13 protein-coding genes are annotated in these 19,366 nt (G+C 70.2%); 11 read left to right on the top strand and 2 right to left on the bottom strand.

Features of this window, described 5'->3' with window-relative positions; translation table 11 throughout:
• Positions 1-299, top strand: a 299-nt coding sequence (locus AB4Z01_RS21720) for a hypothetical protein (RefSeq protein ID WP_441697482.1), incomplete at its 5' end; no start/stop codon positions are given.
• A gap of 218 nt (positions 300-517) precedes the next feature.
• Here AB4Z01_RS21720 and AB4Z01_RS21715 read toward each other — a convergent pair.
• Positions 518-775, bottom strand: coding sequence for a CBU_0592 family membrane protein (locus AB4Z01_RS21715; protein ID WP_441697479.1), 258 nt, complete (start codon positions 773-775; stop codon positions 518-520).
• A gap of 207 nt (positions 776-982) precedes the next feature.
• On the opposite strand from AB4Z01_RS21715, the gene AB4Z01_RS21710 reads away from it, so the two are divergent.
• From AB4Z01_RS21710 to AB4Z01_RS21670, 9 genes are all read left to right on the top strand, one after another.
• The gene (locus AB4Z01_RS21710; RefSeq protein WP_441697476.1) at positions 983-2,539 is read left to right on the top strand and encodes an ABC transporter substrate-binding protein; all 1,557 of its coding nucleotides are present in this window, start codon (positions 983-985) and stop codon (positions 2,537-2,539) included.
• A complete protein-coding gene (locus AB4Z01_RS21705; RefSeq protein WP_441697473.1) occupies positions 2,539-3,486 on the top strand; it encodes an ABC transporter permease in 948 nt (315 codons plus the stop codon). Before AB4Z01_RS21710 ends, AB4Z01_RS21705 begins: the two co-directional genes overlap by 1 nt.
• Complete coding sequence (locus AB4Z01_RS21700) at positions 3,483-4,298, top strand: ABC transporter permease (RefSeq protein WP_441697471.1); 816 nt, start codon at positions 3,483-3,485, stop codon at positions 4,296-4,298. The genes AB4Z01_RS21705 and AB4Z01_RS21700 overlap by 4 nt, the downstream gene beginning before the upstream one ends.
• Positions 4,295-5,896, top strand: coding sequence for an ABC transporter ATP-binding protein (locus AB4Z01_RS21695; RefSeq protein ID WP_441697469.1), 1,602 nt, complete (start codon positions 4,295-4,297; stop codon positions 5,894-5,896). Before AB4Z01_RS21700 ends, AB4Z01_RS21695 begins: the two co-directional genes overlap by 4 nt.
• Before the next feature lie 24 nt (positions 5,897-5,920).
• Entirely contained in the window at positions 5,921-7,924 is a 2,004-nt protein-coding gene (locus AB4Z01_RS21690) for a CocE/NonD family hydrolase (RefSeq protein WP_441697466.1), read from the top strand.
• Between the two features lie 331 nt (positions 7,925-8,255).
• The gene (gene lhpI / locus AB4Z01_RS21685) at positions 8,256-9,944 is read left to right on the top strand and encodes a cis-3-hydroxy-L-proline dehydratase (protein WP_441697463.1); all 1,689 of its coding nucleotides are present in this window, start codon (positions 8,256-8,258) and stop codon (positions 9,942-9,944) included.
• A 96-nt stretch (positions 9,945-10,040) separates the two neighbouring features.
• Entirely contained in the window at positions 10,041-13,934 is a 3,894-nt protein-coding gene (putA, locus tag AB4Z01_RS21680; RefSeq protein WP_441697460.1) for a trifunctional transcriptional regulator/proline dehydrogenase/L-glutamate gamma-semialdehyde dehydrogenase, read from the top strand.
• A gap of 182 nt (positions 13,935-14,116) precedes the next feature.
• A complete protein-coding gene (locus AB4Z01_RS21675) occupies positions 14,117-14,563 on the top strand; it encodes a hypothetical protein (protein WP_441697457.1) in 447 nt (148 codons plus the stop codon).
• A 147-nt stretch (positions 14,564-14,710) separates the two neighbouring features.
• A complete protein-coding gene (locus AB4Z01_RS21670) occupies positions 14,711-15,946 on the top strand; it encodes a YeeE/YedE family protein (RefSeq protein ID WP_441697454.1) in 1,236 nt (411 codons plus the stop codon).
• Between the two features lie 16 nt (positions 15,947-15,962).
• Here the strand turns inward: AB4Z01_RS21670 and AB4Z01_RS21665 are convergent, their stop codons facing one another.
• Entirely contained in the window at positions 15,963-17,006 is a 1,044-nt protein-coding gene (locus AB4Z01_RS21665) for a calcium-binding protein (protein WP_441697452.1), read from the bottom strand.
• Positions 17,007-17,302: 296 nt separating this feature from the next.
• Between AB4Z01_RS21665 and AB4Z01_RS21660 the strand changes: the two genes are divergently transcribed.
• Entirely contained in the window at positions 17,303-19,366 is a 2,064-nt protein-coding gene (locus AB4Z01_RS21660) for a M3 family metallopeptidase (protein ID WP_441697449.1), read from the top strand.

Here is a 19,366-nt window from a genome sequence, read left to right as displayed (position 1 = left end):
CCTCTGAGGTGTCCGAGGACGAGGAGGAGGCCGACCGCCGCGCCGACGAGGTGTGCGAGCGGCTGGAGCGGCCGGAGGTGGCGGAGCTGGTGGAAGCCAGCCGGGCCGAGGTCGCGGTGGCGGCGCTGTGCCGGCGCTGGGGCTATCCGGTGCAGGTGAAGCAGTGGCTCGAGATGGCCGACGAGGCCCTCGAGGAGCTGGGCTTCATTCCGCCGGAGGACGGCGAGGACGATCCGGAGGATGCGCCCGAGCCCCGCTCGGCCGGCGCCGGCCGCCGCAAGCCCCCGGACACGGGGTGACCGCGTAGGTTGGGTTCGCGCTTTGCGAACCCAACATGTCGCCGCCACCGCGGCCCGATCCTGTTGGGTTCGCTGCCGCGAACCCAACCTACAAAATACAAGACCGGATCGTTTTGCCTCTCCCGCCCTGCGGGAGGGGCCGGAGGCGCTTGCGCTTCCGGGTGAGTGACTGTCGAGGCCTGCCCGGATGCGCCGACCCGACCTCGACTCACTCCGCTCTAGGCATCGGCCGGCCGCGCCCGTATCCGCCGCGCCTTCACCAAGCCGATGACGGTGAACAGCATCCAGAAGACCTGGGCCACGAAGGACGCCAGGTTGAAGCTCCACAGCAGCGAGTACATCACCAGCACGCCGCCGACGATGTTCAGCAGGGCGGTGCGCCAGTCCGTGATCGCGAGGATCTGCATCTGGGCCAGGGCATAGGCGTGCAGATAGGCCAGGACACCGACCAGGCCAATCATATCCGGCAGACTCACGATTCGACCTCGGGGCAACGAAGGCGCCCTGGATAGGGGGCGGCCTCGGCAAACGGCACCGAATCTTGCTCATGGGGTCATGCCCAAAAATCATGTCCGACTTATTGCCGTCATCCACTAGGGTCCGGCGCTCAAGGCAGCGCGACGCAACGGCTGCCGCACCGGGCGCCGTCGAGCGTCCGATCATCCGCAAAACAGGGATCGGCCATGACACGCAGGGATTTCCCGCATCTCGAAACCACGCGCCGCGGCCTGCTGCTGGGCGCCGCTGGCCTCGGCCTCGCCGCCGGTCTGGGTGGCAGCGCTTTCGCCCAGGACACGCCGCGCAAGGGCGGCGTGCTGAAGCTGGGCATGGGCGGCGGCAGCACCACCGACACGCTCGACCCGCGGGTGATGACCGACTGGGTGCCGCTGAACCAGGCCTTCATGCTGATGAACGGGCTGGTCGAGATCGACCGCAACAACCAGGCGGTGCCGGAGTTGCTGGAGAGCTGGGAGGCCAAGCCGGGCGCCGCCGAATGGGTGTTCAACCTGCGCCAGGGCGTGACCTTCCACAACGGCAAGGCGCTGACGGTCGAGGACGTGATCTACTCGATCAACCTGCACCGCGGCGAGACCAGCTCCGCCGCCCGCGCCATCGCCGAGCAGATCAAGGACGTCCGCAAGCTCTCTGACAGCCAGATCACGATCGAGCTGGCCGGCGGCAACGCCGACCTGCCGTTCCTGCTGTCCGACTACCACTTCCTGGTGGTGCCGGAGGGCTTCACCGACTGGTCGAAGCCGATCGGCACCGGCGCCTTCGTCTTTGAGAGCTACGAGCCCGGCGTGCGCTCGCGCTTCACCCGCAACCCGAGCTACTGGAAGCCGGGCTGCGCCAATGTCGACGCGGTCGAGGTCATCGTCATCAACGACGTCGCCGCCCGCACCAACGCGCTGATGTCGGGCCAGGTCCACGCCATCAACCGGCTGGACTTCAAGACGGTCGACCTGCTGAAGCGCAACCCGAAGCTGCAGATCGTGCAGTCGGCCGGCGGCCAGCATTTCACCTTCCTGATGGACTGCACCAAGGCGCCGTTCGCCGACGTCAATGTCCGCCTCGCGATCAAGCATGCGATCGACCGCGAGCAGCTGCTGAAGGTGGCGCTGCGCGGCTACGGCCAGCTCGGCAACGACCACCCGATCCCACGCACAGACCGATTCTTCAACAGCGAGCTGCCGCAGCGCGCCTATGACCCGGACAAGGCGAAGCACTATCTGCAGCAGGCCGGGCTGTCGGACCTGAAGGTTGAGCTGTCGGCCTCCGACGCCGCTTTCGGCGGCGCGGTCGACGCCGCCGCCATCTTCCGCACCGCCGCGGCCAAGGCCGGGATCGACGTGACCATCAAGCGCGAATCCCCGGACGGCTATTGGGAGAAGGTGTGGATGCAGGCGCCGTTCTGCATGGCCTATTGGGGCGGCCGCCCGACCGCCGACCAGATGCTGTCCATCGCCTATGCCTCCGACGCCAAGTGGAACGACACCCATTGGAAGAACGCGCAGTTCGACAAGCTGCTGCTGGAGGCGCGGTCGCTGCTGGATGACGCCAAGCGCAAGGAGATCTACTGGACGCTGCAGGAGATGATCTCGAACGATGGCGGCGCCATGATCCCGATGTTCGGCGACTATCTCGACGGCGTGTCGACGCAGGTGCAGGGCGTCACCCCGCATCCGATGTTCAACTTCATGGGCGGGCGGCTGGCGGAGCGCGTCTGGCTGGCGGCCTGATGGCAGCGCTGATCCTGAAGCGGATCGGGCTCGGTCTCTTCACCTTGTGGCTGGTGTCGGTGCTGGTCTTCGCCGGCACCCAGCTGCTGCCCGGCGATGTCGCCTCGGCCATCCTCGGCCAGTCGGCGACGCCGGAATCGCTGGCTGCGCTGCGCCGGGACCTCGGGCTCGAGGTGCCGGCGCTGGTCCGCTACGGCCATTGGCTCTGGGGCTTCGTCCAGGGCGATCTCGGTCGGTCCCTGGCCAACCAGCAGCCGGTGGCAGAGCTGTTGTGGCCGCGCTTCTGGAACACCATGTTCCTGGCCGCCTATGCCGCCGTGATCGGCGTGCCGCTGGCGGTGGGCTTGGGCATCCTGACCGCGGTGCGCCGCGGCGGGGTGTTCGACCGGCTGGTGAACATCGTGGCGCTCGGGACCGTGTCCTTGCCGGAATACTTCCTCGGCCTCGTGCTGATCCTGGTCCTGGCGGTGCAGAACCCGGTGTTCCCCAGCCTGGCCGACGTCTATCCCGGCATGGGCTTCGCCGAGCGGCTGGACGCGACGACGTTGCCGATGCTGACCCTGCTGCTGGTCACCGTCGCCCAGATCATGCGCATGACCCGGACGGCGGTGCTGGCGGTGATGGATTCCGCCTATGTCGAGACCGCCTATCTCAAGGGCCTGCAGACCGGCCGGGTGGTGCTGCGCCACGCGCTGCCGAACGCCGCCGCGCCGGTGGTCAACGTCGTCGCCTTCAACGTTGCCTATCTGATCACCGGCGTGGTGCTGGTCGAGGCGGTGTTCAACTACAACGGCCTCGGCCGCTTCATGGTCGACGCCGTGGCGAAGCGCGACCTGCCGATGGTGCAGGCCTGCGCCATGGTGTTCGGCGCGGCTTATGTGCTGCTGAACATGACGGCCGACATCGCCGCCATCGCGCTGAACCCGCGCCTGCGGCACCCCCGATGAGACGTATCCCACTCACGGCCTGGATCGGCCTGGCGATCATCGCCCTCAACCTGGCGGCGCTGCTGTTCGGGCCGCTGCTGGCCCCGTTCGGCGAGGAGGATATCCTCGGCGGACCGTTCGACCCCGCCACCGCGCTGAACTGGTTCGGCCTGGACCAGAACGGCCGCGACATGCTCTCGCGCCTGCTGTACGGCGCGCAGATGTCGATCGGCGTGTCGCTGGCCGCCTCGCTGCTGTCCTTCACTGTCGGCCTGCCGCTCGGCTTCCTGGCGGCCCTGCGGGGCGGCTGGGTCGACACCGTGCTGTCGCGGCTGGTCGACACCATCATGTGCGTGCCGGTGCTGATCTCCGCTTTGGTGGTGCTGCAAGCGCTCGGCTCCTCGCTGCCGGTGCTGGTCGTCACCATCGCGCTCCTGGACTCCACCCGGGTCTTCCGCCTGGCCCGGATCCTGGGGCAGGGGATCAATGTCATGGAATACGCCGAAGCGGCGCGGCTGCGCGGCGAGGGCGCCTGGTGGCTGATCCGCAAGGAGATCCTGCCGAATGCGGCGGCGCCGCTGATCGCCGAATTCGGCATGCGCTTTTGCTTCACCTTCCTGTTCGTCGCCGGACTGTCCTTCCTGGGCCTGGGCATCCAGCCGCCCTATGCCGATTGGGGCGGGATGGTGAAGGACAACCAGCAGGGCATCCTCTACGGCCTCTACGCCCCGCTGTACCCGGCGGCGGCGATCGCGCTGCTGACCATCGGCGTCAACCTGGTGGTCGACTGGCTGCTCGCCGGCCGCACCCGGCCGCAGGGAGAGGGGCGATGAGCGACATCCTCACCATCCGCGGCCTGCGGGTCGAGGCGCCGGACGGCACCGTGCTGGTGCACGGCATCGACCTCGATTTGAAGAAGGGCGAGGTGCTGGGCCTGATCGGCGAATCCGGCGCCGGCAAGTCGACCATCGGCCTGGCCGCCATGGGCTGGGGCCGCGGCGGCTGCCGCATCGCCGGCGGCACCGTCGCGATCGGCGGGCAGCCGGTCACGGGAGAGAGCTCGGCCGGCCGGGCCCGGCTGCGCGGCGCCCGCATCGCCTATGTGGCGCAGAGCGCGGCCGCCGCCTTCAACCCGGCGCTGACCATCGGCCGCCAGGTCCTGGAAGGCCCGCGCCATCATCGGGTGATGGGCAAGGCCGAGGCCCGCGCCTGGATGCTGGAGCTGTTCCGGGCGCTCGACCTGCCGGAGCCCGAGCGCTTCGGCGACCGCTATCCGCATCAGGTCTCGGGCGGGCAGCTGCAGCGCGCCATGGTCGCCATGGCGATGTCCTGCCGGCCCGACATCCTGGTGCTGGACGAGCCGACCACGGCGCTGGACGTCACCACCCAGATCGAGGTTCTGGCGCTGCTGCGCCGGCTGATCCAGCGCTACGGCACGGCGGCGCTCTACATCAGCCACGACCTCGCCGTGGTGGCGCAGATCGCCGACCGGATCCAGGTGCTGCGCCACGGCAAGCCGGTCGAGCTCGGCCCGACGGAACAGGTGCTGGAAGCGCCGCGCGAGGACTACACGCGCCGCCTGGTCGGCGAGCGCCGGGCCAGCCTTTCGGGCGAGCCGCGCCGGCACGAAGGCGGCGAAGTGCTGCTGACCGTCGACGGCATCTCCGCCGCCTATCACAAGGTGCCGGTGCTGGCGGATGTGTCGCTGTCGCTGCGCCGGGGCGAGACCCTGGCGGTGGTCGGCGAATCCGGCTCCGGCAAATCGACCCTGGCGCGGGTGATCACCGGCCTGCTGCCGCCGACCGCCGGGTCGGTGCGGCTGGACGGGCAGGCGCTGCCGTCCTCCTACACCGCCCGCAAGCGCGACCTGCTGCGCCGCATCCAGCTGGTCTATCAGCTGCCGGATGTGGCGCTGAACCCGCGCCAGACGGTGGGCGAGGCGATCGGCCGGCCGCTCGGCTTCTATTTCGGCCTCAAGGGCCGCGAGCAGAAGCAGGAGGTCGGCCGGCTGCTGGGGCTGATCGGGCTTGACCCGGATTTCGCCGAGCGGCTGCCCGGCGCGCTGTCGGGCGGGCAGAAGCAGCGCGTCTGCATCGCCCGGGCCCTGGCGGCGAAGCCCGACCTGATGATCTGCGACGAGGTGACCTCGGCGCTCGACCCGCTGGTGGCGGAGGAGATCCTGCGCCTCTTGCGCCGGCTGCAGGACGAGCTGGGCGTCGCCTATCTGTTCATCACCCACGACCTCGGCGTGGTCCGCCGCCTGGCCGACCGGACCGCCGTGATGCAGCGCGGCCGGGTGGTGGAGCAGGGGCCGACGGCGGAGATCTTCACGCCGCCCTTCCACGACTACACCGGCCGGTTGCTGGCCTCGGTCCCCGAACTGCGCCGCGACTGGCTCGACCAGGTCCTCGCCGCGCGCGCCACCGCCTGACCCGCTTTCCCTGGAGACCCCGACATGCCGATCCGCGTCGAGGAGAACATCTGGATCCTGTTGGCCGACGGCACCCGCCTGGCCGCCCGGCTGTGGCTGCCGGAGGGGGCGGAGACGGCGCCCGCGCCCGCCGTGCTGGAATACATCCCCTACCGCAAGCGCGACGGCACCCGCGGCCGGGACGAGCCGATGCATGGCTGGTTCGCCGGCCAGGGCTATGCCGCCATCCGCGTCGACATGCGCGGCACCGGCGAATCCGACGGCCATATGGCGGACGAGTACCTGAAGCAGGAGCAGGATGACGCGCTGGAGGTGATCGCCTGGATCGCCGAGCAAGCTTGGTGCACCGGGGCGGTCGGCATGATGGGCAAGTCCTGGGGCGGCTTCAACGCGCTGCAGGTGGCGGCGCGCCGGCCGCCGGCGCTGAAGGCGATCATCACCGTCTATTCGACCGATCATCGTTACAGCGACGACATCCACTACCAGGGCGGCTGCCTGCTCAACGACAACCTGTGGTGGGGCGCCATCATGCTGGCCTATCAGGCCCGGCCGGCCGACCCGGCCATCGTTGGCGAGGGCTGGCGCCGGCAATGGCTGGAGCGGCTGGAGCGGATGCCGTTCTTCCCGGCCCTGTGGCTGCGGCACCAGCGCTACGACGAGTACTGGAAGCACGGCTCGGTCTGCGAGGACTGGTCGGCGATCCAGGTCCCGGTCCTGGCCGTGGGCGGCTGGGCCGACAGCTACACCAACGCCGTGCCGCGCCTGCTGGCCGGGTTGCAGGTGCCGCGCCGCGGCATCATTGGCCCGTGGGGCCATGTCTATCCGCAGGACGGCGCGCCGGGTCCGGCGATCGGCTTCCTGCAGGAGGCGCTGCGCTGGTGGGACCAGTGGCTGAAGGGGCACGACACCGGGGTGATGGCGGAGCCGATGCTGCGCGCCTTCGTTGAGGACTGGAACGAACCGGCCGGCACCAGGGCCGAGACCGAGGGGCGCTGGGTCGGCGAGGCGGAGTGGCCGAGCCCCGCGATTGCGCCGCGGCGCTGGGCCCTGAACGCGCCGGGGGCGCTGGCCGAGGCCGCCGGGCCGGAGGCCGGGATTCTCGTGCGCTCGCCGCTCAGCCATGGCAAGGCGGCCGGTGAATGGATGGCCACCGGCTGCCCCGGCGAGCTGCCGGTCGATCAGCGCCTCGATGACGGCGCCGCGCGACTCTTCGACAGCACGGCGCTGGATGAGCCGGTGGAGATCCTGGGCGCGCCGGAGCTGCTGCTCGACCTCGCCTCGGATGCGCCGGTGGCGCAGCTGGCGGTGCGGCTGTGCGACGTGGCGCCGGACGGGCGCTCGGCCCGGGTCAGCTACGGCGTGCTGAACCTGACCCATCGCGACGGGCATGAGGCGCCGGCGCCGCTGGAGCCCGGCAAGCGCTATCAGGTGCGGGTGAAGCTGAACGATTGCGGCCACCGCTTCCCGGCCGGCCACCGCATCCGCATCGCCGTCGCCACCGGCTATTGGCCCGTCGTCTGGCCGGCGCCCTACGCCGCCACCCTGACCCTGCGGGCCGGCGCCAGCCATCTCGACCTGCCGGTGCGGCAGGGCGGGGCAGGGGACGCCGTGGCGTTCGAGCCGCCGGTCCGCGGCCCGGCCGCGCCGGCCACCCAGCTCTCTCCCGGCACCATCCGGCGCTATTCCAAGCAGGACCATGTCAGCGGTGAGACCACTTATGTCACTGAAGGCATCGGCGGCCTGTTCGGCGAGGGCATCCTGCGTTTCGACGAGATCGACACCATGGCCTCGCACAGCCTGAAGCGCGAGCTGGTGATCCGCGACGACGACCCGCTGTCGGCCCGCTATGCCCTGACCCAATCCTACGAGATGGGGCGCGAGGGCTGGCACATCCTGATCGAGAGCCGGTCGGTGCTGACCGCCGATCTCGACCGCTGGCACCTGACCACCGAGCTGACGGCGAAGGAGAACGGGCAGGTCGTGACCGAACGCTCCTGGACCGAGGACATCCCGCGCGACCTGGTCTAGGCGCAGGGGCCGAGTCCTTATCCTTTCCTGTCATTGCCGGGCTTGACCCGGCAATCCAGGGGCCACCGGGAGCCGCTCTGGCTGCCCCTGGATCCTCGGGTCAAGCCCGAGGATGACATATAGGTCTTGTTCAATGTCGTGATGGAACCTAGGCGTCGTCCGTAACAGCCAGCGGGACTCCTCGCATGCCAGCCAGCGCCGACAGCCCTCGTCTCGATCAGGGGCTCATACCAATCCCTTCCTCGTCATGGCGAGCGAAGCGTGGCCATCCAGCCTCGCCGTCGGAACAGGCCCCGCCAACCTGGAAGGCCACGCCCCTGCGGGACTCGCCATGACGGGTCAGGGTGGCCTCAGCATCCTGAGGGGGACCGCCGGCGGTCCCGTCGTCGCCATGGACGAGGGGTTGAGCTTCTGGGGCGGGGTGGACGCCGCCGCCGGGCTGGTGATCGACGTGCACCATCCCCGGCATGGCGTCTCGCTCGCCGGGGCGGTCGTCCTGATGCGCACCAGCCGCGGCTCCTGCTCGGGGTCGGGCGTGCTGCTCGAACTGGCGATGGCAGGGCGGGCCCCGGCGGCGCTGGTCTTCTCCGAGCCGGAGGACACCCTCACCCTCGGTGCGATCGTCGCCGCCGAGATGTTCGGCCGGGTTGTTCCGGTCCTGCGCCTGCCGGCCGAAGCCTTCGCGGCCGTGGCCGCCGCCGGGACGGCCTCGATCTCTCCGGAGGCCGTCGAGAYCGAGGGGCGGCGGATCCCCGTCGCGCCGCCACCTGCCGGCGCGCTGGCTCTCGAGGCGCGCGACCGCGCCATGCTCGATGGCGCGGACGGCCCCGCCCTGCGGCAGGCCATGCGCATCCTGACCGCCATGGCGCGGCAGCAGGGGGCGACGGCCCTCACCGACGTGACGCGCGCCCATATCGACGGCTGCATCTATGCCGGGCCGGCGAACCTCGTCTTCGCCGAAACGATGGAAAAGCTGGGCGCCCGGGTCTCGGTTCCGACCACGATGAACGCGATCTCGGTCGACCGGCAGAACTGGCAGGCCCAGGGCGTGCCGCCGGAGTTCGGGGGGGCGGCGGCACGGCTCGCCGACAGCTATGTGCGGATGGGCTGCCAGCCGACCTTTACCTGCGCCCCCTACCTCCTGGACGACCCGCCGAAATCTGGCGAGCCGATCGGCTGGTCGGAATCGAATGCCGTGATCTTCGCCAATTCCGTGCTCGGCGCGCGGACGGCGAAGCATCCCGACTTCCTGGACCTCTGCATCGCGCTCACCGGCCGCGCCCCTCTGGCCGGCGCCTTCCTGGACGAGCACCGGCGGGCCCGGCGGATCATCGATGTCGAGCTTCCCGACGACGCCGGGCCGGAGGCCTGGCCGCTGATCGGCTATCTCGCCGGCCACGCCGCGCCCGACCGGGTGCCGCTGCTGCGAGGGCTGGCCGGGGCAAGGCCGACCCAGGACGATTTGAAGGCTCTCTGCGCCGCCTTCGGCACCACCTCGGCGGCGCCGATGCTGCATGTCGAGGGCGTCACGCCGGAGGCGGGGGCCATGATCGATGCGAACGCCGACCATGTCGTCATCACCCGCGCGCAGCTGGCCGAGGGCTGGGCCCGGTTGAACGCGGGGCTGGAGGCGGTGGACCTCGTCGCGATCGGCAGCCCGCACGCCTCGCTCGCGGAATGCCACGCGCTCGCCGACGGCCTGGCGGGCCGAAGGCGGAAGCCGGGCGTCGCGGTGATCGTCACCGCCGGGCGGCAGGTGATCGCCGCCGCCGAGGCCGACGGCACGATGGCGATGCTCCGCGCCGCCGGTGTCGACGTGATCCCCGACCTGTGCTGGTGCTCGATCTCGCGGCCGGTGTTCCCGGTAGCCACGAAGACAGTCATCACCACCTCCGGCAAATACGCCCATTACGGGCCTGGGCTTTCGGGCTGCGCCGTGCGCCTGGGCACCCTCGACGACTGCATCGAGGCGGCACTCACCGGGCGCGTCCCGCCACGGCAACCGATCTGGCTGTCCTAATCTCCTAGCACGAGGTGCTACCTCTCTAGGGTTGGGTTGCACCTTTTGCCCTTTTGATGGTACTACTCGCCCGAAACAAACCCGCGGGGCAGGGCCATGGGCAGCACGACGTTCGGCGTGAAGATCGATGACGAGCTGCGGGCGCGGCTGAAGGCGGCGGCGGCGAAGCAAGGCCGCACCCCGCACTGGCTGGTCAAGCAGGCGATGCTGGCGATGCTCGACCGGGTCGAGCGCGGCGAGACGTTCGGCGGCCCGGACGAGGCCGACGGCGTCGATCCCGTCGACGGCCCGGCCGCCGAGGAATCCGGGCCGCAGCCCTTCCTGGAATTCGCCCAGTCGGTGCAGCCGCAGACCGTGCTGCGCGCCAAGATCACCGCCGCCTATCGCCGGCCGGAGGAGGAGTGCCTGCCCTTCATCCTGGCCGGCGCCACCCTGCCGAAGCCGGTGACCGACGGGGCGCGGGGCATCGCCCGCACGCTGGTCGAGGCGCTGCGGGCCAAGGGCGTCGGCGCCGGGGTCGAGGGTCTGATCCAGGAATTCTCGCTGTCGAGCCATGAGGGCGTTGCCCTGATGTGCCTGGCCGAGGCTCTGCTGCGCATCCCCGACCGCGCCACCCGCGACGCGCTGATCCGAGACAAGATCTCGTCCGGCGACTGGCAGTCCCATGTCGGCCAGAGCCCGTCGATGTTCGTCAACGCCGCCGCCTGGGGCCTGGTCGTCACCGGCAAGCTGGTGACCACGAACAGCGAGGCTGGCCTGTCCGCCGCCCTGACCCGGCTGATCGGCCGCGGCGGCGAGCCGCTGATCCGCAAGGGCGTCGACATGGCGATGCGGATGATGGGCGAGCAGTTCGTCTCCGGCCAGACCATCTCCGAGGCGCTGGCCAACGGCCGCAAGCTGGAGGCGAAGGGCTTCCGCTACTCCTACGACATGCTCGGCGAGGCGGCCACGACAGGGGCCGACGCCGACCGCTACTACCGCGACTACGAGCAGGCGATCCACGCCATCGGCAAGGCGGGGGAGCGGCGCGGCATCTATGAGGGGCCGGGCATTTCGATCAAGCTGTCGGCGCTGCATCCGCGCTATTCCCGGGCCCAGGCCGACCGGGTGAAAAGCGAGCTGCTGCCGCGGCTCACGGCGCTGGCCGTGCTGGCCCGCAGCTACGACATCGGCCTCAATATCGATGCCGAGGAGGCCGACCGGCTGGAGCTGTCGCTCGACCTCTTGGAGGCACTGTGCTTCGACCCGGCGCTGTCCGGCTGGAACGGCATCGGCTTCGTCGTCCAGGCCTATCAGAAGCGCTGCCCCTTCGTGATCGACTACGTCATCGACCTGGCCCGGCGCAGCGGCCACCGGGTGATGGTGCGGCTGGTCAAGGGCGCCTATTGGGACAGCGAGGTCAAGCGCGCCCAGGTCGACGGGCTGGAAGGCTTCCCGGTCTACACCCGCAAGATCTACACCGACGTCTCCTTCCTGGCCTGCGCCCGCAAGCTGCTGGCGGCGCCGGACGCGGTGTTCCCGCAATTCGCCACCCACAACGCCCAGACCCTGGCCACCATCTACAAGATGGCCGGCGAGAACTACTATCGCGGCCAGTACGAGTTCCAGTGCCTGCACGGCATGGGCGAGGGGCTGTATGAGGAGGTGGTCGGCCGCGACAAGCTGGACCGGCCGTGCCGGATCTACGCACCCGTGGGCACTCATGAGACGCTGCTGGCCTATCTGGTCCGGCGCCTGCTGGAGAACGGGGCCAACACCTCCTTCGTCAACCGCATCGGCGACCCGGATGTCTCGATCGACGAGCTGATCGCCGACCCGGTCGAGGCGGCGCGCAAGGTGCAGCCGCTGGGCGCCCCGCACGCCAAGATCGCCTCGCCGCGCGCTTTGTTCGGCGACAGCCGCGAGAATTCATCCGGCATCGACCTGTCGAACGAGCAGCGCCTGGCCTCGCTGTCGGCCGCGCTGCTGTCCGGGGCCGACGCGGTGGTCCGCGCCGTGCCGATGCTGGGCGACGGCGACCGCGACGGGCCCGCGCGGGACGTGCGCAACCCGGCCGACCGGCGCGACGTCGTCGGGCAGGTGGTCGAGGCCACGGCAAGCCAGGTCGACGAGGCGATGGCGGAGGCCGCCGCCGCAGCGCCGATCTGGCAGTCCACCCCGCCGGCCGACCGTGCCGCCTGCCTGTTGCGCGCCGCCGACCTGATGGAGGCGCGGATGCCGGCCCTGCTGGGCACCATCGTGCGCGAAGCCGGCAAGACCCTGTCGAACGCGATCGGCGAGGTGCGCGAGGCGGTCGACTTCCTGCGCTACTACGCCGCCCAGGTGCGCGACGGCTTCTCCAACGACACCCACCGGCCGCTCGGGCCCGTGGTCTGCATCAGCCCGTGGAACTTCCCGCTGGCGATCTTCACCGGCCAGGTGGCGGCGGCGCTGGCCGCCGGCAACACCGTGCTGGCCAAGCCGGCGGAGGAAACGCCGCTGATCGCCGCGACCGCCGTGCGCCTGCTGCGCGAGGCCGGGGTGCCGGCCGGCGCGGTGCAGCTGGTGCCGGGCGCAGGCCCGGTCGGCGCCCGGCTCGTCGCCGACAGCCGAACCCGCGGCGTGATGTTCACCGGCTCGACCGAGGTCGCCAAGATCATCCAGAAGGTGCTGGCCGACCGCCTCGATCCGGAGGGCCGGCCGATCCCGCTGGTCGCCGAGACCGGCGGCCAGAACGCGCTGATCGTCGATTCGTCGGCCCTGCCGGAGCAGGTGGTGGGCGACGTCCTGGCCTCGGCCTTCGACAGCGCCGGCCAGCGCTGCTCGGCGCTGCGCATCCTGTGCCTCCAGGAGGATGTGGCCGACCGGGTGCTGACCATGCTGAAGGGCGCGATGGCCGAGCTGGCCGTCGGCAACCCGGACCGGCTGGCGGTCGATGTCGGCCCGGTGATCTCCGACGAGGCGCGGGCGATCATCACCAAGCACATCGAGGCGATGCAGGCCAAGGGCCGCAAGGTCCAGGCCCTGCCGCTGCCCGAGGCAGCCAAGCACGGCATCTTCGTGCCGCCGACCCTGATCGAGCTCGACTCGATCGCCGAGCTGAAGCGCGAGGTGTTCGGGCCGGTGCTGCATGTGCTGCACTGGCGCCGCAGCCAGCTGGACCAGCTGCTGGACGCGATCAACGCCACCGGCTACGGCCTGACCTTCGGCGTCCACACCCGAATCGACGAGACCATCGCCCGGGTGTCGCACCGCGTCACGGCCGGCAATGTCTACGTCAACCGCAACMTGATTGGCGCSGTGGTCGGGGTGCAGCCCTTCGGCGGCCACGGCCTGTCCGGCACCGGCCCGAAGGCCGGCGGCCCGATGTACCTGTACCGGCTGCTGTCGGTCCGGCCCGAGGCCGGGCCGGTGGCGCCCGATGCCGACGGCGCCGCGGAGAAGCGTTTCCAGCCGCTGCGCGACTGGGCGGCCGCCTTGCGCAAGGCCGGCCGGACGGCGGAGGCCGACCGCGTCGCCGCCTATGGCGCGCGCAGCCCGCTCGGCGTGACCCTCGAGCTGTCCGGCCCGGTCGGCGAGAAGAACAGCTACAGCGTCGAGCCGCGCGGCACGGTGCTGTGCCTGGCCCAGACCGCGGCGGGCGCAGCGCTGCAGATCGGCGCGGCGCTGGCCACCGGCAACAAGGCAGTGCTGTCGGCCCCGGCGGAGGTCGCAGACGCGTTGCTCAAGACCTTGCCGGCGTCGCTGAAGCTGCTCTTGTCTCGCGCCGACGACTGGGCCTCGGCGCCGGCTGACGCGGTGCTGTTCGAGGGCGACAGCGACGCCCTCCACGCGGTGAACCAGTCGGTTGCGGCCCGGCCGGGGCCGCTGGTGCCGGTCCAAGGCGTGACCCGCGCCGACCTCGCCGAGGGCCGCGCCGGCTACGCCCTGGAATGGCTGCTGCTGGAGCGGTCGGTCAGCAACAACACCGCGGCGGCCGGCGGCAATGCCAGCCTGATGACGATCGGGTGACCGCGCTGGCGCGGTGTCCGGCCGGCGCGCCGGCAATGACATCGCGACAATAATAGAGTTAGATAAATTAATGCAACCCATAATGGCATTCTCTGCTATTATGAGCACAGGCACGCGCTTGCTCCGCAGCGGGCGCTGCCGCTGCTCAATCGGAGCGATTCATGCCTGTGGGGAAGATGCCGATGATCAACCAGACAATCCGGAACGGTGTAGGCGCGCTGGTCCTGGCGACCGGCGCGGTCTTGGTGGCGGCATCACCCGCCCAGGCCGCAACTGTGCAGGAGTGCAGCGCCAGGTATCAGGCGGCACAGACCGCTGGAACGCTCGACGGCAAGACGTGGAACGACTTCCGCAAGGCCGAGTGCGATGCCGATGTCGCGCAGACAGCGGCTCCAGCTGCGGCTGCCACGCCCGCCACTGCCCCGGTGGCACCCGTTGCGGCCGGTGATGCGATGTTCCCGCCGGCCGTTTCGTCGAAATATGCCACAGAGACCCCGGCCAGGGCGCGGATGCACACCTGCCGCGACCAGTACAGCGTCAACAAGACCACCAGGAGCAACGGCGGCCTGCGCTGGATCCAGACCGGCGGCGGCTATTACAGCCAGTGCAACGCCCGGCTGAAGAGCTGATCGGGCTGATGCGGCATGCCGGCTGATCGTCGGCATGCCGCAATAAGCAATCTTTCTTTGTTGAATTTTCAGAATTGACATCTTGTACGGCGTAGCCATGTGATCCGGCGAGGCCGCCGCCGCGGCGACCGCTTCTGGATTCATGCGATGTCGACAGTCAGTTTTCCGGGCGTCTCCGGCGCTCCTCGCTTTGCCCCGGCAATCAATGGGCGCGTCGTCGGTCTGGCCGGCTTGGTCCTGCTCGCCGGCGTGTTGCTGCTGTCGTCGGTGATCGATGCCCGCCAGGCGGCGCTCTATGCCCTCGGCGCGGCGCTGGGCGTGGTGCTGTACCACGCCGCCTTCGGCTTCACCTCGGCCTGGCGAGTGTTCATCGCCGATGACCGCGGCGCCGGGCTGCGGGCACAGATGGTGATGCTGGCGGTCGCCGTCCTGCTGTTCTTCCCGGCGCTGTCGGCCGGCACGCTGTTCGGCCAGCCGGTCAGCGGCAACGTCTCGCCGCTCGGCGTCTCCGTCGTGGTCGGTGCCTTCCTCTTCGGCATCGGCATGCAGCTCGGCGGCGGCTGCGCCTCGGGCACGCTTTACACGGTCGGCGGCGGCTCCACCCGCATGGTGCTGACCCTGGTGTTCTTCATCGCCGGCTCGGCGATCGGCGCGGCGCATCTGCACTGGTGGACGGCGCAGCCCTCGCTGCCCGCCGTGTCGCTGGTCACCAGCCTCGGCCTGTGGCCGGCGCTGCTGCTCAACCTCGCCGCCTTTGCCGCCATCGCGGGCCTGACCGTGCTGCGCGAGCGCCGCGTGCACGGCGCCCTGGTGGCGCCCGAGACGCCGGCGACGCGCGGCCTGCAGCGGCTGCTGCGCGGCCCCTGGCCGCTGGTCTGGGGCGGCGTCGCGCTGGCGGTGCTGAACTTCGTCACCCTGGCCCTGGCCGGGCGGCCCTGGGGCATCACCTCGGCCTTCGCGCTCTGGGGCTCCAAGGCCGCGGCGCTGGTCGGCTTCGATCCGGCCTCCTGGCCCTACTGGTCGAAGCCGGCCAATGCCGCGGCGCTGAACGGCAGCATCCTCTCGGACGTCACCTCGGTGATGGATATCGGCATCGTCGTCGGCGCGCTGCTGGCCGCCGGCCTGGCCGGGCGCTTCGCCCCGGTCTGGCGCATCCCCGGCCGTCAGGTCGTCGCCGCAATCATTGGCGGGCTGCTGCTCGGCTACGGCGCCCGGCTGGCCTATGGCTGCAACATCGGCGCCTATTTCTCCGGCATCGCCTCGGGCAGCCTGCATGGCTGGCTGTGGCTGGTCGCGGCGTTCTTCGGCAATGTCGCCGGCACTTGGCTGCGCCCGGCCTTCGGCCTCGAGGTCGAGCGGACGCCGCGTCTGACCGGCTGCTGACGCCCACCCGCGCCCGCTACAGCACGAAATCGCCCGCGACCGGTTGGACCGCCCCGGTCAGCAGGATGTGGAAGTCCGAGGTGCCGTCGCCGTCGACATCGCCGGCGATGGTGGTGGCGCTGGCGGAGGTGGAGAAGCGCAACTCGCCGGCATGGTGCGTATAGAGGCCGGTGCCGATGAAGCGGAACGCCTGGTTGCCGGAAGCGGCGGCATTGGCGTCGATCCCCGACAGGTCGATGCGATCGCTCTGGGCGTGGCTGAAATCGGTGATCCGATCGGCGCCGGACCCGGTCGGGCTCTGCGCCGCGCTGGTATAGACGAAGCGGTCGGCCCCGGCGCCGCCGGTCAGCGTGTCGGCCCCGCCGGCTCCGGTGAGGACGTCGTTGCCGTTCCAGCCCTGCAGCACATTGGCCCGGCCGTTGCCGGTGAGGGTGTCGCTGCCCTGGCCGCCGGAAAGGTTCTCGATGCCGGAAAAGGTGTCACCCTGCGCCTCGCCGCCGCCGCCTTTGCCCGTGGTCAGGCTGACCGAAACCCTGACCGCGCTGGTGTAATAGCTGGCCGTGTCGATGCCGGCGCCGCCATCCAGCACATCGGCCCCGGCGCCCCCGCGCAGCACGTCATTGCCGATTCGGCCTTCGAGCGTGTCGTTGCCGGCCAGACCGCTAAGGGTGTCGTTGCCGGCCAGGCCGGCCAGCAGATCGCCATTCTGCGAGCCGGTCTGGCTGTCATTGCCGGCGAACAGGCTGTTGGCGAGGCCGGTGAAGTCGCCATTGATGATCTGCGAATAGGTGGTCGCGGCGCTGAGCGAGGTGCCGGTGATGGTGGCGATCGCGACGCCGTTCTGCGACACCACCAGCCCGGTGACCACGCCGGTGATCCCGAACAGGCCGACGCCGAGGCCGGCGCCGGTGAGGTCGACCGACACGCCGTCGAAGTTGATGTGCCCGGCGGTGGAGGTGAGGGAGGTCACCCGGGGGTTGTCGAAATCGAGCTGCCCCAGGGCGTCGAAGGAGAACCCGGCGCCATCGATCCCGTTTGGCGCAACCGTCAACGTCGTCATCTGCGGACCCCTCCTGGCCCCGGCCGGCCGGGGACTTTGGTCTGGAATATGGGGGTATGCTAGCGAGACCGATCAGGAATCGCCATCGCGAATGCAGCATCATCGCAGTTAAATCTTTATGACTAAAGATTCAAAATCTCCAGTATTTTGCTGCAATGCAAATTCATCAGTTTTAAACCTTTAGCCGTTGATGTCGGTTCAGCAGTCCTGTCTCATCGGTGTCGGCGATACGGCTGCTGACATCGGCCTGCGATCCTCGCTAGTCTGGCAGCCAAGGATCCCGATCACAGCGGTGCATGATGAGCTCCGAAACCCAGACTTCCGCCAATCCGCTGCTCGCGGACTGGGATACGCCGTTCGGCAGCCCGCCCTGGCAGCGGATCGCGGTCGAGCATTTCCGCCCGGCCTTCGACTCCGCGCTCGCCGAGCATGATCGCGAGATCGCGGCGATCGCCGGCGATCCGGCCGAGCCCAGCTTCGACAACACCGTCGCGGCGCTGGAGCGCAGCGGCCGCGCACTGCGCCGCGTCGCCGCCGCCTTCTTCAACCTGACCTCGGCGCACAGCAACGACGAGCTCGAGGCGGTGGAGCGCGACGTCGCGCCGCTGCTGGCCCGGCACCACAACGCGATCCAGCAGCACCCGGCGCTGTTCCGCCGGGTCGATGCGCTGTTCGTCCGCCGGGTCGAGCTCGGCCTGACGCCGGAGCAGGACCGGGTGCTGGAGCGCTACCATCTCGACTTCACCCGCAGCGGCGCCGGCCTCGACGAGGCGGCGAAGCGCCGGCTGTCCGAGATCGTCGAGCGCCTGGCCACGCTGGGCACGCAGTTCGGCCAGAATGTGCTGGCCGACGAGAAGTCCTATGCCCTGGTGCTGGACGGCGAGGCCGACCTGGCCGGCCTGCCGCAGGAACTGCGCGACGCGGCAGCGGCCGCCGCGGCCGATCGCGGCCAGCCGGGCAAATATGCGATCACGCTCGGCCGCTCCAGCGTCGAGCCCTTCCTGCAGTTCTCCGTCCGGCGCGACCTGCGCGAGACGGTGTTCAAGGCCTGGCTCGCCCGCGGCGAGGGCGCCGCCGCCGACAACCGGCCGATCATCGCCGAGACCGTGGCGCTGCGGGCCGAGCAGGCGCGGCTGCTGGGCTACCCCAGCTATGCCCATTTCCGCCTGGCCGACACCATGGCCAAGACGCCCGAGGCGGCGCTGGGCCTGCTGAACTCGGTCTGGCAGCCGGCCCGCGCCCGCGCCCTGCGCGAGCAGGACAAGCTGCAGGCCCTGGTCGCGGAAGAGGGCGGCAATTTCGAGGTCGCGGCGTGGGACTGGCGCCACTACGCCGAGCAGCAGCGCAAGCTGGAATTCGACCTCGACGAGAGCGAGCTCAAGCCCTACCTGCAGCTCGAACGGATCATCGAGGCCGCCTTCGACACCGCGCATCGCCTGTTCGGCCTGTCCTTCCAGGAGCGGCCCGACGTGCCGGTCTGGCACCCCGACGTCCGGACCTGGGAGGTGACGGGCCGGGATGGCCGCTTCATCGGCCTGTTCTATGGCGACTACTTCGCCCGGCCGTCCAAGCGCAGCGGTGCCTGGATGGAGGCGATCCGGGAGCAGGAGAATTTCGACGGCGAGGTGCGCCCGATCGTCGTCAACGTCATGAACTTCGCCAAGGCGGCGGCGGGCACACCGAGCCTGCTCAGCTTCGACGACGCCCGCACCCTGTTCCACGAGTTCGGCCACGCCCTGCACGGGCTGATGTCCGACCTGACCTACCCAGCCATCGCCGGCACCAATGTGGCGCGCGACTTCGTCGAGTTCCCGTCGCAGCTGTACGAGCACTGGCTGGAGCGGCCGGAGATCCTGCGCCGCCACGCGCTGCACTACCGCACCGGTGAGCCGATGCCGGAGGAGCTGCTGCAGCGGGTGCTGGCGGCGCGCACCTTCAATCAGGGCTTCTCGACCGTCGAGTTCATCTCCTCCGCCCTGGTCGATCTCGACTTCCATGCCGCGGGCGCCGACGCCACCGATCCGGCGGCGTTCGAGCGCGCGACGCTGCAGCGGATCGGCATGCCGTCGGCGATCGTGATGCGGCACCGACCGCCGCATTTCCAGCACGTCTTCGCCGGCAGCGGCTATTCCGCCGGCTATTACAGCTATCTCTGGTCCGAGGTGCTGGACGCGGACGGCTTCGGCGCCTTCGAGGAGGCGGGCGACATCTTCGACCCGGCGGTGTCGAGCCGGCTGGCGGAGTTCGTCTATTCCGCCGGCTACCGCCGCGACCCGGCCGAGGCCTACCAGGCCTTCCGCGGCCGCCCGCCGGAGCCGGCGGCGCTGCTGAAGAAGCGCGGCCTGGCCGACGCGGCCTAA

The sequence above is a fragment of the Inquilinus sp. YAF38 genome (genome assembly GCF_052113205.1).
Classification (GTDB): domain Bacteria; phylum Pseudomonadota; class Alphaproteobacteria; order DSM-16000; family Inquilinaceae; genus Inquilinus.
Note: the sequence above shows the minus strand (reverse complement) of the source record. Positions and strands in the feature narration are given on the sequence as shown.

What these genes read in the sequence shown, in the direction of transcription:
- AB4Z01_RS21710 (WP_441697476.1), top strand. Translation starts at nt 983, where the DNA reads ATGACACGCAGGGATTTCCCGCATCTCGAAACCACGCGCCGCGGCCTG.
- AB4Z01_RS21705 (WP_441697473.1), top strand. Translation starts at nt 2,539, where the DNA reads ATGGCAGCGCTGATCCTGAAGCGGATCGGGCTCGGTCTCTTCACCTTG.
- AB4Z01_RS21700 (WP_441697471.1), top strand. Translation starts at nt 3,483, where the DNA reads ATGAGACGTATCCCACTCACGGCCTGGATCGGCCTGGCGATCATCGCC.
- AB4Z01_RS21695 (WP_441697469.1), top strand. Translation starts at nt 4,295, where the DNA reads ATGAGCGACATCCTCACCATCCGCGGCCTGCGGGTCGAGGCGCCGGAC.
- AB4Z01_RS21690 (WP_441697466.1), top strand. Translation starts at nt 5,921, where the DNA reads ATGCCGATCCGCGTCGAGGAGAACATCTGGATCCTGTTGGCCGACGGC.
- AB4Z01_RS21675 (WP_441697457.1), top strand. Translation starts at nt 14,117, where the DNA reads ATGATCAACCAGACAATCCGGAACGGTGTAGGCGCGCTGGTCCTGGCG.
- AB4Z01_RS21670 (WP_441697454.1), top strand. Translation starts at nt 14,711, where the DNA reads ATGTCGACAGTCAGTTTTCCGGGCGTCTCCGGCGCTCCTCGCTTTGCC.
- AB4Z01_RS21665 (WP_441697452.1), bottom strand. Translation starts at nt 17,006, where the DNA reads ATGACGACGTTGACGGTTGCGCCAAACGGGATCGATGGCGCCGGGTTC.
- AB4Z01_RS21660 (WP_441697449.1), top strand. Translation starts at nt 17,303, where the DNA reads ATGATGAGCTCCGAAACCCAGACTTCCGCCAATCCGCTGCTCGCGGAC.